We start from the raw sequence: 12,404 nt of genomic DNA on the forward strand, positions 1-12,404 counted from the left end.
CGACCGCTGCCGTCTTTTTGGTCATTTTACATGAATTTTACGGCCGCGCGACCATGCCGTGACACGCGCGCCCGCGAGTGTTGGTATATTCTGTGCGTTCATCCGGCAGCGAGACTGCAGATCAACCGGCGCGGACCGTTGCGCTGCCCAGTCCGCCGCGGCTTGTGTCCACTGGCCGGCTGCCCTGACAAGTGACAAATCATCAACCAATTCAAGGGAGAATTCCATGCGAGTCATTCTCACAATGAGTGCCGCGCTCATCGCCGGCGCGGTTCTGCTGTCCTTCGCCACCGGCCATGCGCAGGGCACGACCGCAGCGCCGGCCAAGGTAAGGCAGCAAGTGGATATTTTCGCCACCGCCAAAGTCGGCCAGTGGGCGGAGATCAAAGGGGCGCCGCAGAAGGACAATTCCTTCATTGCCACCAAGATCAAGTTCTTGACCGGCGATCTGCTGGACGATGAATGGGAAGTGGCCGGCAAGATTCTGTCGATCGACGTGCTGCGCAAGGAAATTCGGGTGGTGCGCCATTGGCCGATCCGCTGCCAAAAGGAAACCGAATTCGAAAACAAAGACGGCAATCCCATCACGATGGAAAGTCTGCAAGTGGGGATGAACATCGAGTCCGAAGGCACTTTCCTGAAAGACGGCACGTTCCTGGCCAAAGAGGTCGAGGAAGACGAAGTGAAAGAGCCGGAGGAGGCGGATCACGTGACGTTGTTGGGCAAGATCGAGAAGGTCGATGCCACCGGCCGCACGATTCAGGTCATGGGCACGACGTTTTTGGTCACCGACCAGACCAAAAGCAAGTCCGCCATCAAGTGATCTCACCGGCAGGGCGCTCCGACCCGCTCACCGCGCCGGCCGGAGCGCTGTGCCGGTTCATGCCCGAACGCTCTTCTCTCCAAAACAGGATTCGCTATGCCGTCATCATCTACAGCGATTTTTCATCTCTTTGCACGCCAAGGCGCGCACTGCGGCCTGAGCCTGTTGTTGCTGGCAAGCCTGGGTTTGACGGAAACCGTCACTGGACAGGCGGCAGCAGGCACCGGCGCCAACAAAAAGTCCCAGTATCAAACTCTGAGCGAAGCGCAAATCGACGAATTGCTCAAACGCCCCCTTTCACTCGAGGATTGCCTGCAGATTGCCCTCAGCAAAAATCTGCAACTCGCCATCGCCCGCAACCAGCGCGACATGGTGGCGGCCTCGCTGTCGGGCAGTTATGGCACATATTTCCCGGTGTTGTCGATCAATTCCTCCCGCAAGGCCTCGGTGGAACGAACCATCGAAGTGGTTGACGACGTGGTGACCACGCGCGCAACCCGGGTCGAAGTGGACAAAGTCGCGGCGGCGCTGCAGCAGAAGATTCCCACCGGCGCCACGTTGAGCTTCATCAACGAGATCGACCGTGATACGGACAACGATGAGCGCCTGCAGGATCTCGCCACTCACACCTACCGGGTGGAGCTGGCGCAACCGCTGCTGCAGAACTTGGGTCCCAAGTCGGCGAACGGTGCCATTCGCGTGGCGCGCAACAACCTCAAGATCGAGGAACTCAACTTCGAGACGTTCCGGCTGCAAACGATCTTCGCGGTCAAATCAGCCTACTACGACGTCATTCGGATGCGCAAGTTCATCGGCATCCACCAGGCGGCGCTGCGGCGCGACTCGTTGCTGGTGCGCGCCTCGGAATCAAAGGTGATGGCCAAGGTTGCCACGCGCCGCGACGTGTTGAGCGCGGAAATTCGCGTGCAGGAGGATCAGGCCGCGCTGCTCAACGCGGAAACCGATTATCAAACCGCCCTCGACATGCTCAAGGAACAGTTGGGACTGGCGATTGCGCTGCCGCTCACCATCGCGGAGGACACGCTGGCCTTTCAGCCGCCGCCTTTGGAGGAGGAGAGGTGGATCAAGCTGGCGTTGGAGAACAGCCCGGCCTTGCGCGCTGCTGCGCTCACGATCGAGCAGCGCAATCTGCAAGCCAGCCTCGCGGGCAATCTGCGTTTGCCGCAGATCGACGCGATCGGGTCCTATTCCCGGCGCTTTGATCGCGACACCGGGCGTGACCCCAACGGCAGCGGCTGGTCGGTCGGGTTCGTGGTGAATTATCCCTTCCTGGATCGCGGCCGGGCCGCGGAGGCGGAGATCGCACGGCTGGAGCGCAGCCGCGCCGAGGAGGCGTTTCTCGCCCTGCAGCGCCAAACCGTTTTGAGCGTCCGGCAAATCCATCGCAATCTGCAAAACAGCATTGCGCGCATCCAGGTGCTGGACCGCAACATCGCCGCGGCGGCCGAGAAAGTCGAGTTCGCCACCACCATGTTCAACATGGGGCGGGCCTCCAATCTCGACATCACCGACGCGACCGAAGCGCTGTTGCGCGCGGAAACGGCATACATCGAAGAACTGGTGGATTTTCACGTGCAGTTTGCACTGCTGGAAAGTTTGACCAGGCAATCCTTCCTCAACTAAAAGGGATCAGTCATGGCAAGTTACGAAAACTCGAGCGGATTGGCGGACAGCCTGAAGAAATCGTTGTTCCGCGACCGCAAATCCACCACGGCCACGGTGGTGGCGGGTGTGGCGGTGGCATTGTTCCTGGGCAATACCCTGCTCAGCTCGGAGGATGTCGATTCCGACATCCCGACGGCCAAGGCAAAAAAAGGCGAAGTCATCGTGAAGGTGACCGAGTTGGGCGAGCTGCGGGCGCAGGATCAGGTCACCATCAGCGCACCGACCGACAAACAGATCCTCTATCTGGCGCCGGAAGGCACTTGGGTGGAAGAGGGGGACACGCTGGTCAAATTCGAATCGACCAAGTACGTGATCTCCACCGATGAAGCGCGCTCGGGCTTGAGCGTGGCGCGCGCCAATTTGGCCAAGGCCATGAGCGAGTATGAAGCGCAGAAGACACGCGAAGAGAGCGCGCGCCAGCGGTATGAATCGTTGCCGGCGCTGGCGCAAAAGGGCTTCGTGGTGGAAAGTGAAGTCGAGCAGGCGCGGCTGGAATATCTGGAATTGCAGTCGCGCTCCAAGTCCGCCTATGCCACCGTGGAGGCGGAGCGCGCCAACCTCGAACGCGCGCAGGCGGCGGTCGATCAACAGCAGCGCAAACTCGAGCGCGGCACCATCCTCGCGCCGCAGGCGGGTTTGGTGGTGTATGCGCTGGTGGGCAATGCCGAGCAGGGCCGCAAAATTGAAGTGGGCATGACGCCGTTCGAAGGCATGGATTTGATGTATTTGCCCGACGTGTCCAGCATGCTGGTGGATATTGAAATCAGCGAGGTTGATCTCGCCAAGGTTCAAGTCGGCCAGCCGGTGGAAGTGCGGCTCGATGCCTATGACGACGTCGTTTTCAAGGGGGAAGTGGCGGAGGTGGGCGCCCTGGCGAAACGCAAGATGAGCCGGATTACCGGCAAGGCCACCGGCGCCAAGGTCTTCGAAGTGACCATCAAGGTGCTCGATTCGGACGTTCGCCTCAAGCCCGGCCTGACCGCCACCACCGACATCATCGTCAGCAAAGTGCCGGAGGCCCTGCACATCCCGTTGGAAGCCGTGTTCCTGGATGACAACGGCAAAACGGTGGCGTTTGTCAGAAAGGGCGGTTCGACCGAAGCGCGGCCCATCGTCATCGGCGAGAGCAATGACCGCTTTGTCATCGTCAATTCAGGACTCAAAGAGGGTGAGGACGTGCTGCTCGGCCGTCCCTCGGCCACTTGACCAATGGAGACCGGCATGCATTCACATGAAAGCGGCGCTGGCAGTGCGCCCGTGGTGATCGTGGAAAACATGACACGCACCTACACCATGGGCGAGACGCAAGTGCACGCCCTGCGCGGCGTCAGTTTCACCATTCATCGGGGGGAATCCGTGGCCATCATGGGGCCCTCGGGTTCGGGGAAGTCGACGATCCTGCACCTGCTCGGCTGTCTCGACAAGCCCACGAGCGGAAGTTATCAACTGGACGGCCGTTACGTCGAGCGCATGAGTGACCGCGAGCTTTCGCGCCTGCGCAACCGCAAAGTCGGCTTCGTGTTTCAGAGTTTCAATCTCATTCAGCAAGTGAGCGTCATCGAGAACGTCGAAGTGCCGCTCATCTACATGGGCCTGGAAAAAGCGCGGCGCCTGGAGATGTGCACTGCCGTGCTGGATTCGGTCGGCCTGGGGCATCGCCTCAATCATCGCCCCAATGAACTCTCCGGCGGCGAGAATCAGCGCGTGGCGATTGCGCGCGCGCTGGTGACCAATCCCGACATCATTCTCGCGGATGAACCCACCGGCAATCTCGATTCCAAAACTGGCGAAGAGATCATGGAGATTTTTCAGCGCCTGCATGAGCAGGGCGCGACCGTGATTTTGATCACCCACGACATCAGCAAGGGCAAGTGGGCGGAGCGCATTTTGCAGATGAAGGACGGCCTGCTGCAGCGCGAGCTGACTGGCCGCGAGAAGGATGAAATCGTGGATCTGTTCGTGGGCGTGGCCTAGCAGACGGGGGTGAAGAGCGGAGGGAAAACCCTACGTTGCTCTTACCCTTACTCTTACTCTTACTCCTACTCCTACTCCTACTCCTACTCCTACTCCTACTCGCTCTCCACCCAGCGAGCAGGAGTAAGAGTAAGAGTAGGAGTAAGAGTAAGAGTGAAAGCGTGAAGCTCAACTGCAAGCTTTGAAACCTTTGTGGACGACACCTATGCAATACTCCGAAAACCTTCAAATCGGGCTGCGCAGTGTGATGGTGCACAAGCTGCGTTCGCTGCTCACGACGCTCGGCATCATCTTTGGCGTGGCGGCGGTGATCGCCATGCTTTCGATCGGCGAGGGCGCCAAGCGCGCGGCGGTGGAGCAGATCAAGTTGCTCGGCACCAACAACGTGCGCGTCAAACACCGGCCGCTCACCGGCGAAATGGCGGAGCAGGCTGAGGCCAAGCTGTCGCCCGGTTTGAATTACTTTGATGCCCTTTACATTCGCAGCAATCTCGACGGGATGACGGCGGTGGCGCCGATGCGCTTCGTGGAGTCGGCGGTACTGCTTGGCGCCCGCGAAGCCACGGCCCGCGTGATTGCCACCAACGAGTTGTACGAAACCGTCACCAACTTCCACCCGAAGATGGGGCGCTTTCTTACCGCGCTCGACGTGGCGGACGCCAAACGGGTGTGCGTGATCGGCGCGGAAGTGCGGAGGCAATTGTTCGGCTATCGCGATCCGCTCGGCCACCGCCTCAAGATCGAAGACACCTGGTTCACCGTCGTCGGCGTGATGGAGTCGAAAGATTTGCTCGACAAGAAAGCCTCAGTGATCAAGCTGCGCAACATCAACCAGGACGTCTACATTCCGATCAGCACCGGTTTGAAACGGTTCACCGATCCCGACCGGCCGGAATTCATCGACGAGATCGCGATTCAAGTCAATGACGAAGGCAGAGTGTTCAGCGTCTCCAACGTGGTGAAGCGCATGCTGCAGCGCATGCACAACCAGGTGGAAGACTATGAGATCATCATTCCCTCGGAGCTGCTGGCGCAGAGCCAGCGCACGCAGCGGGTCTTCAACATCGTCATGGGCTCGATCGCAGCCATCTCGCTCATCGTCGGCGGCATCGGCATCATGAACATCATGCTGGCGAGCGTGACGGAACGCACCAAGGAAATCGGCGTGCGGCGGGCGTTGGGCGCCACGCAGGAAGACATTCTCGGCCAGTTCCTCAACGAGACCGTGCTGATCAGCGTCACCGGCGGCCTCATCGGCATCATCCTGGGCGCGATCATGGCGAAGGTCATCACCTGGTACGCCGGCTGGGACACGGTGATTTCGCTGTTCAGTGTCGTGATTTCCTTCGGCATCTCGGGGATGGTGGGCATCATCTTTGGCATCTACCCCGCGCGCAAAGCCGCCCAGATGGATCCGATCGCCGCGCTTCGTTTCGAATGAGACGAAGCGTGCCGCGACGTCCAGTCAGGTACGGCCTCGCATGTCTTGGCGCAAGAACCTGCTGTCCTCGGTGCCGGCCAACGTTCGGCACCGAGGCCGCCGCCCGGGCGCCTGTTGCGTCCGGGCGGTTGCTTCGCTAACAGTGATCAACAACGCCGGTTCGGCGGAACCTCCGCCTGGCCGGGGCGCGCCGGCGCTCACATGTTTTAGATCGTTGGGTTGCGACGCCGCTCGACGCTTCCTGTGAATGACTCTCGTGGCGGCGTTTTCTCTTTGCGGCACTCGACCTCTTTCCCGCCTATCGCCTCTTTGCTTCCTGCAAGATCTCCGGTGAAAACTGCGGCGCAACGCGCAACTCCCACAAGTCGTGGAATTTCGTGCGCAAGCGGGCATCGCCGCCATACAACAGCAGCCGTCCGGCCACCGGATCGAATACCGCCTGGTGATCGATGCGCGGCTGCGGGCCGGGTGTGAGGTTGATCCACACATCATCGGTCAAATCAAACGCCCAGACGTCGTTGAGATAACCTTCCTCGCCGAAACCGCCGCACAGGATGGCCCAGTTGCGCCGGCCATCGAGCGCCATCACCGCGTGCCGGCGTTGGGGAGGATGGGAATGTTTGGTTTTGATCTTGTACCAACGATTGTCGGCCAGGGAGAAGCCCCAGGTGTCGCCGAGATATTCCTTCTCCTCCTTGTCCCATCCGCCAAAAATCACCATGCGATTCTTCACGCTGTCGAACACCGCCACGTGATCGACCCGGCCGGGATTGTACTTTTGTGAGAACGTGAGGTTCGACCATTTTTCGAAAGTGGGCGAGGCCGGATCGAGATCGAGCGCCCACACCTCCGCGAGGTTGTAGCGCTCATTATCCCGCCCGCCGAAGATGATCATGCGCCGGCCGCGGCTGTCGTAGATCGCGGTGTGATCTTCGCGGCGGGGCGCGGTGGAGTCGGTCAGGTTGCGCCAGCGCTGCGTGTTGAGATCGAGCGACCACAGGGCATTGCTGGTCGGGCCGTTTTCGCCGCCATACAACAGCATGCGATGGCTCACCGGATCATAAATCGCGGTGTGGTCCTCGCTCGGCGGCGGTTGCTGATGATCGCCGGTGAGGTTCTGCCATTGCCCGGTGGTGAGGAAGAAGGCCCACGTTTCCGCGCGATTGGAATCGGCGTCGTCTTTGCCGCCGAACAACACCAGCGCGCGATTCACCGGATCGTAGATGATGGCGCAATCCTCCGCGGCGGAAGGCCACGCCTGGGACGGCTGGCGCGCCGCCAGATTCTGCCAATAGCTCAACTGATGGCCGCTGCTGCTGCCGTTGCCGTTTGCGGTCGCTGCTGGCGGCGTGATTGTGGACGGGGAAATCCGGGGTTTGGCTGCCGGCGCGCAGGCCATGAGCCAGACGTTGCCGGTGACGATGAAAACGGTGGCATACTTCCACATGGAAGGCTCCTCTGTTGCTGATCCAGGATGCAGTGCCGGGAATTGGCGGGGGTGTAATTTGGGAGAGGCGGGCAAACTTCGGCGCCGGCGCGCGCGCGAGGCCGGACTCATTGCGGGGCGGCGAACGAACCCACAGCGGATTTGCTGGCGCGCAGTTTCGCGGCTTGCCCGGAGGTGACGCTCACTTGATTGCGGCCGAGAAACTTGGCTTGATACAACGCTTCATCGGCCAGGGCGAGCAAGACGTTGCCCTGTTCGGTATCCTCGGGAAACGAGGCCAGCCCGAGTGAGATGGTAATCTGGCCGAGCGGCTGGGTTTCGGCCTTGGGAAACAGAGTGCGCTCGATGGCGCGGCGCAATTTCTCGGCGACCTTGCGGCCTTTTTCCTTGTTGATTTCCGGCAGCACGATCACGAATTCTTCGCCGCCATAGCGCGCGAGAATATCGGCCTTGCGCAGGCTTTCTTCGAGCACATGGGCGACCATTTTCAAAACCTTGTCGCCCAGGAGATGGCCGTGCGCGTCATTGAATTTTTTGAAATGGTCGATGTCCAGCATGATTACCGACAGCGGCCGGTTGTAGCGCGAGGCGCGCATGAATTCGGTTTCATAGCGCTGGTTGAAATAGCGCCGGTTGAATGCGCCGGTGAGTTCATCGGTAATGGATAGCTCGCGCGTTTCATGGTAGACGTGGATCTTCTCGATCACCTGCCCGGTTTGGGTGGCGATTTTTTGCAGCAATTCGATTTCGCGAGTGGTGAAACTCTCCGGGGTGCTGCGATAAAGACTGAGCACGCCCAGGGCACGGTGGGCGGTGGCGAGCAACGGCAGCGCAAGAAACGCGCCCTTGCGGTGGCGGTGTCCGGGGTGGTAGCTGATCGCCGCGGCCGCATTGAGATTGGGCAGATGCACCAAACGGCGCCGCCGCATGACCAGGCCGAAGATGTTGTTGCGGTGCAGAGGAAAGCGCGCCGCCTCCGCCTGCTCGCGGGCGAAGCCAAAATGGCTCTTGATGTGGAGTTCCTGCTGTTTGGGATCGAGCAGGGCCAGGCAGAATTGCTGCGCCGGGAACGATTCCCGCACGATGCGCTTGACTTCGCGGGCGGTGCGGTCCACCTCCATTTGTTCGGTGAGCGTGGCAGCAATGCGATACAGGCAATAGTATTGCAGAAAGAGGCCATCGCGGTCGGCGGCCGACGCATGCTTGGCCGGCGGCGCGCCGTGCGGTTTGCGCTCAAGAGAAGAGGGTTTTCGGGTTTTGGCCATAGCGTTAATGCTCCGACCCATGCCTCATGAGCCCGGAGGTTGTTTGAAGTTCCGGAACAATGACCCACTTCCTCGCACAGATAGCTGGGATGCTGCAGGCGACCGGCACGCTGTAGCGCGTGCGTGCTAGGCCGGCATTAAATCCCGCGAGGGTGCTTCAGGCAGGGATTTGAAGGCAGAGAGGTATCGGATGAGGCTTTCGTAGCGGAGCCCGGTGCCGTTGCCGTGCGCCGGCCTCACCTGAAAGTTGTAAAACGAATCTCGCTTGGGATGCTGCAGGCAGACGCGCAACCGGGTTTGGCTGGCGCGGCAGATCGCAGTGGAGAAGAGACTGAACTCTTGATTCAGATCAATCACCAAATCAAAGCGGCGTGCGCGCACGAGATCGATTACTTCCTTCTTCGGCAGGCCGTAGAGGTTGATCTGGGTGGGCTCGTAGGGCATGACTTGCAGACTGTCGTTCGGCATTACGGTTTTGGCAAGATCGCGATCAATCAGCAAATAGAACTGGGTTTCGGGAAAACACTGCTGCAGGTCATCCAAATAGCGACAAGCCTCTTCCGCCTCGTCCCAACGGCTGGGCGCCAGGATCAAAGCCGTCAAGATCTGCGACAGATAATCGCGCACATCGATGACTTCTTCCTGGTGGCGCAAGCGTGCAAACTTCAGATAAATGGCTTCTGCGAGCTTTTGAATGAGTTTTCTCATGAGATCGACCCGAGACCAACCTGTTTCAAGCGGTGCAAAATATAAGACCCTGGGTTCAGCGAGTCAACAACTATTTCAACCCTGTAACGAATGCGCCTGCTGGCGAGATCTGTCGTCGGGGCGATGACTTTGCATTCCGCTGCGCACCTGGCTGTTGACAAGTCAATGCGACCAATCGAGCTGCAGTCCCCAAGCATAACTGGAGCGAGCCTCGAGGCTGGATAGCTCTTGTTCCGTGGCTGCGATTTTCGCGGCCAAACTCCACTTTTGGCCGATCTTGAGATGTCCATAAATATACCACCGCGTGCCGGTTTCGCGGAGGCCCGCCACGGTGAAAACGCCGGGCAGATCACGCTCATATTGATAGATGGGAACCGGCGCCTCGAACAACGTGTGGCGTCCTGCGACGCTCAGGTTGCGCGCCGGCGCCAGGCTTGCCTCCAAGCCGAGCGCGATGCCGCTGACGGCGGTGTGACCGGATTGTAATCCGGCCGCGCCTGCCGCAACCGCCGGCAAAGGTTTTCGTTCGCGCGCCCAATCCAACCGCGGTCGCAGCCGCAGCGCCGGCGCTGCGCGATGTTCCCATTCCAAACGGAAGGTCTCGCGGCGCATGGCCTGCACGGGCGCGGAGAGCGGAGAGGCCGCCGCAGCGAGATCATCATCCTGGCCGCTGCGATAGCGAGTACGCACCTCCAACCAGCGGTTCACTTTCCAAGTCAGCGCGGCGCCGGAGAATTTTCGCTGTGGCGGCAAAGGCACGGCCCGCGTGCGCCACAGCCGCCGAGCTTGTTGATGGAAAAATTCGCCGCTCCAGCCCCGCACCGGCGTGACGCGCAGTCCAAGGGAATAACCGTTTTCCGGCTGCGGCGTGGCATCACTGTCGGTGAAACCGCGGCCGCGCACGCTGTGAAACGCGGTGGCAGTGTGATGCAACTCAACCGTCCACGACAGCGCGGCCGCTTCACCGGCCAGCATCAAAACCACAGCGGTTCCGCCGGCATTGCTGGCCGCCGCCTCGAAGCCTGCCCGTGCTGCCGGCAGGCGAAACCTGCCGGTCAAACTCAACAGCCGGTTTTCCTGACCGGAGAAAGCGAAATAGTCTTCCGCGGATTTCGCCGGCCGCCATGGCCGGTCGAAGCGCGTCGCGCAATAAAGCAATCCGATTTCATGTTGCTCATCGTGCCGGATCTGCACAGCAATGCCCCCAAAATTCTCGCGCAGGTTTCTGGCCAGCGCTCGCTCCGTGGCCGTACGGTGATAGCCGCTGGTGCGCAAGCCGGTGACATACCCTGCGTCATCGAGCGTCGCGTCCAAAAGTCGCGAGCTGCCAAAGCCGGAAAGCTCCACGCCGCGATGACGGGCGGCGAATGCCGCGCCCTGCAACGCTGCGCTTTCATTGGCCGATAGCGTTGGTCGCGGCCCGCGGCTCCGGCGTCGCGCCGCGGCATGAACATCGGATGCAATGGTAACGCCATAGGGACTCCACAGCGCCAATCCCATTCCCCATTCGACGCGATAGCTTCCCACGACGGCATGCCAGGCAGCGTGCGGTTTTTCCACCTGCCAGGCCAGATGGAACAGGCGGTGATCATCCCACCGTGCTTCGCCGGGATCTTTTTCCGCCAGCAGACCCAGCCGCAAGTTGTTGCGCTCGATCTGGATCGAGGTGTAACTACGCAAAGCAGAGCCCGGCCAGTTGGCAGCAGTCGTGGCCGGCCGGCTGAGACGCGTGCGCACGGCGCTCTGCCACAGCACCGGCGCGGCCGGCAAAGAGACCGTGAAAAGCAACCGGCCGGCGGCCAGCGTGTCGCCGGTGAGATGCAGCGCCTGCAAGGCTTGCGCAAGGTTTTCGAAATAGACCACGGAGTCACGCGTGGCGAGAAAGTCTTCGACTTGAGCGAAGGTCAGAAAGGGCAGGCGGAAAAGCTCAGCGCCCGCAACGTGGTTGAGATCCAACGGTTGCGCCAGCAAATCCTGCCAGGCGCTTTCCTCGTCCGGATTGTTTTCGCGCTCCTGCGCAAAGAAGCGTTCGAGGAGATCTTCCTGGCTTGCCAACAGGAAGGTCAGGCAGGGAAGAAAATGTCGAAGAGAGATCCCCATCTCATGCCCCTGCAGGTGGCCGCGCGCCATCGCGTGATTTTTGGTGACGCAGGCAGTGACGGCGTCGCGCCCGGTGTTGCTCTGCGCTTGCTGCCGGTGATTTTCAACTGCGTTTGGGCAGTTCCTGCCACGCCGGGATGGTATTCTGCGGCAGTTTTTTCTGCGTGTACCACAGCACGACTGCTCCGCAGATGAGCATCACGGCGGAGAGTACTTGGCCCTGCGTTATCCCACCGCCAATCGCCGCAGCCAGCTCCGGCGAGGTTTCCCGAAAGAACTCGGTGCCGATACGTAGAACCGAATAGCCAATCAGAAAGATGGCCGTGTGAAAGCCGCGTTTGAACCGGTGCGTCGGCAGCAGGAACCACAAGAGAACGAACAGCACCAGTCCTTCGGTGAGCGCTTGATAAATTTGCACCGGGTGACGCGGCAGCATGCCGGCTTCGGCATTGCGCGCGAAGATCACCGCCCACGGCACCTCGGTCACCTTGCCCGGCATTTCACCGTTGATGAAATTGCCCAGCCGGCCGAAGAACAATCCCGGCGTGGCGGCCATGGCCGCGCTGTCACAGAGGGCGAGCAAGGGGATTTTGTGCTTGCGGCTGAAGAGCACCAGCGCCACCAGCAGGCCGGCGATGCCGCCGTGGCTCGCCATGCCGCCGCGCCAGAGCGCGAAAATTTCGGCCGGATGGAGGAGATAGTAACCCGGGCTGTAGAACAGCACATGCCCCAGCCGTCCGCCGATCAGCACGCCGAGAATGCAATAGGTGAGCAACTCCTGCAGGTGTTCATCGCCCGGCAGCGGCAGAAAGCCGCGGCGGCGCAAGCGCGCGAGCAGCAAGTAGCCGGCAACGAAGCCGAAGACGTACATCAAGCCGTACCACGAGATGCCGGACAGTGGCCCCACTTTGAATTGCCAGAGATAGGGGCTGAAATCGTGTACGAAGTATCTGTCCAAGA

Annotated in this window: 10 protein-coding genes; 5 read left to right on the plus strand and 5 right to left on the minus strand. The window is 60.6% G+C overall.

Annotation, left to right across the window (positions count from 1 at the left end):
• Window positions 1-226 precede the first annotated feature (226 nt).
• The 5 genes from L6R21_06670 to L6R21_06690 all read left to right on the plus strand — a co-directional run bounded on the left by L6R21_06670 (window position 227) and on the right by L6R21_06690 (window position 5,924).
• A complete protein-coding gene (locus tag L6R21_06670; protein ID MCK6558867.1) occupies window positions 227-823 on the plus strand; it encodes a DUF5666 domain-containing protein in 597 nt (198 codons plus the stop codon).
• A gap of 96 nt (window positions 824-919) precedes the next feature.
• The gene (locus L6R21_06675; protein ID MCK6558868.1) at window positions 920-2,467 is read left to right on the plus strand and encodes a TolC family protein; all 1,548 of its coding nucleotides are present in this window, start codon (window positions 920-922) and stop codon (window positions 2,465-2,467) included.
• Window positions 2,468-2,479: 12 nt separating this feature from the next.
• A complete protein-coding gene (locus L6R21_06680) occupies window positions 2,480-3,715 on the plus strand; it encodes an efflux RND transporter periplasmic adaptor subunit (protein MCK6558869.1) in 1,236 nt (411 codons plus the stop codon).
• A 15-nt stretch (window positions 3,716-3,730) separates the two neighbouring features.
• The gene (locus tag L6R21_06685; GenBank protein MCK6558870.1) at window positions 3,731-4,483 is read left to right on the plus strand and encodes an ABC transporter ATP-binding protein; all 753 of its coding nucleotides are present in this window, start codon (window positions 3,731-3,733) and stop codon (window positions 4,481-4,483) included.
• A 205-nt stretch (window positions 4,484-4,688) separates the two neighbouring features.
• Complete coding sequence (locus L6R21_06690) at window positions 4,689-5,924, plus strand: ABC transporter permease (protein ID MCK6558871.1); 1,236 nt, start codon at window positions 4,689-4,691, stop codon at window positions 5,922-5,924.
• Window positions 5,925-6,222: 298 nt separating this feature from the next.
• On the opposite strand, the gene L6R21_06695 is transcribed toward L6R21_06690, so the two are convergent.
• From L6R21_06695 to lgt, 5 genes are all read right to left on the minus strand, one after another.
• A complete protein-coding gene (locus L6R21_06695; GenBank protein MCK6558872.1) occupies window positions 6,223-7,371 on the minus strand; it encodes a hypothetical protein in 1,149 nt (382 codons plus the stop codon).
• 107 nt (window positions 7,372-7,478) lie between these two features.
• Window positions 7,479-8,636, minus strand: coding sequence for a sensor domain-containing diguanylate cyclase (locus tag L6R21_06700; GenBank protein MCK6558873.1), 1,158 nt, complete (start codon window positions 8,634-8,636; stop codon window positions 7,479-7,481).
• A gap of 126 nt (window positions 8,637-8,762) precedes the next feature.
• The gene (locus L6R21_06705; GenBank protein MCK6558874.1) at window positions 8,763-9,344 is read right to left on the minus strand and encodes a hypothetical protein; all 582 of its coding nucleotides are present in this window, start codon (window positions 9,342-9,344) and stop codon (window positions 8,763-8,765) included.
• A 162-nt stretch (window positions 9,345-9,506) separates the two neighbouring features.
• Complete coding sequence (locus L6R21_06710) at window positions 9,507-11,444, minus strand: hypothetical protein (GenBank protein MCK6558875.1); 1,938 nt, start codon at window positions 11,442-11,444, stop codon at window positions 9,507-9,509.
• Window positions 11,445-11,547: 103 nt separating this feature from the next.
• A complete protein-coding gene (lgt, locus tag L6R21_06715; GenBank protein ID MCK6558876.1) occupies window positions 11,548-12,402 on the minus strand; it encodes a prolipoprotein diacylglyceryl transferase in 855 nt (284 codons plus the stop codon).
• Between the last annotated feature and the right edge of the window lie 2 nt (window positions 12,403-12,404).

The organism is bacterium (genome assembly GCA_023150945.1).
Lineage (GTDB): Bacteria > Zhuqueibacterota > Zhuqueibacteria > Zhuqueibacterales > Zhuqueibacteraceae > Coneutiohabitans.

Bases quoted from the DNA above. Each gene is read 5' to 3' on its own strand.
- L6R21_06670 (MCK6558867.1), top strand. From the start codon at position 227: ATGCGAGTCATTCTCACAATGAGTGCCGCGCTCATCGCCGGCGCGGTT.
- L6R21_06675 (MCK6558868.1), top strand. From the start codon at position 920: ATGCCGTCATCATCTACAGCGATTTTTCATCTCTTTGCACGCCAAGGC.
- L6R21_06680 (MCK6558869.1), top strand. From the start codon at position 2,480: ATGGCAAGTTACGAAAACTCGAGCGGATTGGCGGACAGCCTGAAGAAA.
- L6R21_06685 (MCK6558870.1), top strand. From the start codon at position 3,731: ATGCATTCACATGAAAGCGGCGCTGGCAGTGCGCCCGTGGTGATCGTG.
- L6R21_06690 (MCK6558871.1), top strand. From the start codon at position 4,689: ATGCAATACTCCGAAAACCTTCAAATCGGGCTGCGCAGTGTGATGGTG.
- L6R21_06695 (MCK6558872.1), bottom strand. From the start codon at position 7,371: ATGTGGAAGTATGCCACCGTTTTCATCGTCACCGGCAACGTCTGGCTC.
- L6R21_06700 (MCK6558873.1), bottom strand. From the start codon at position 8,636: ATGGCCAAAACCCGAAAACCCTCTTCTCTTGAGCGCAAACCGCACGGC.
- L6R21_06705 (MCK6558874.1), bottom strand. From the start codon at position 9,344: ATGAGAAAACTCATTCAAAAGCTCGCAGAAGCCATTTATCTGAAGTTT.
- L6R21_06710 (MCK6558875.1), bottom strand. From the start codon at position 11,444: ATGGGGATCTCTCTTCGACATTTTCTTCCCTGCCTGACCTTCCTGTTG.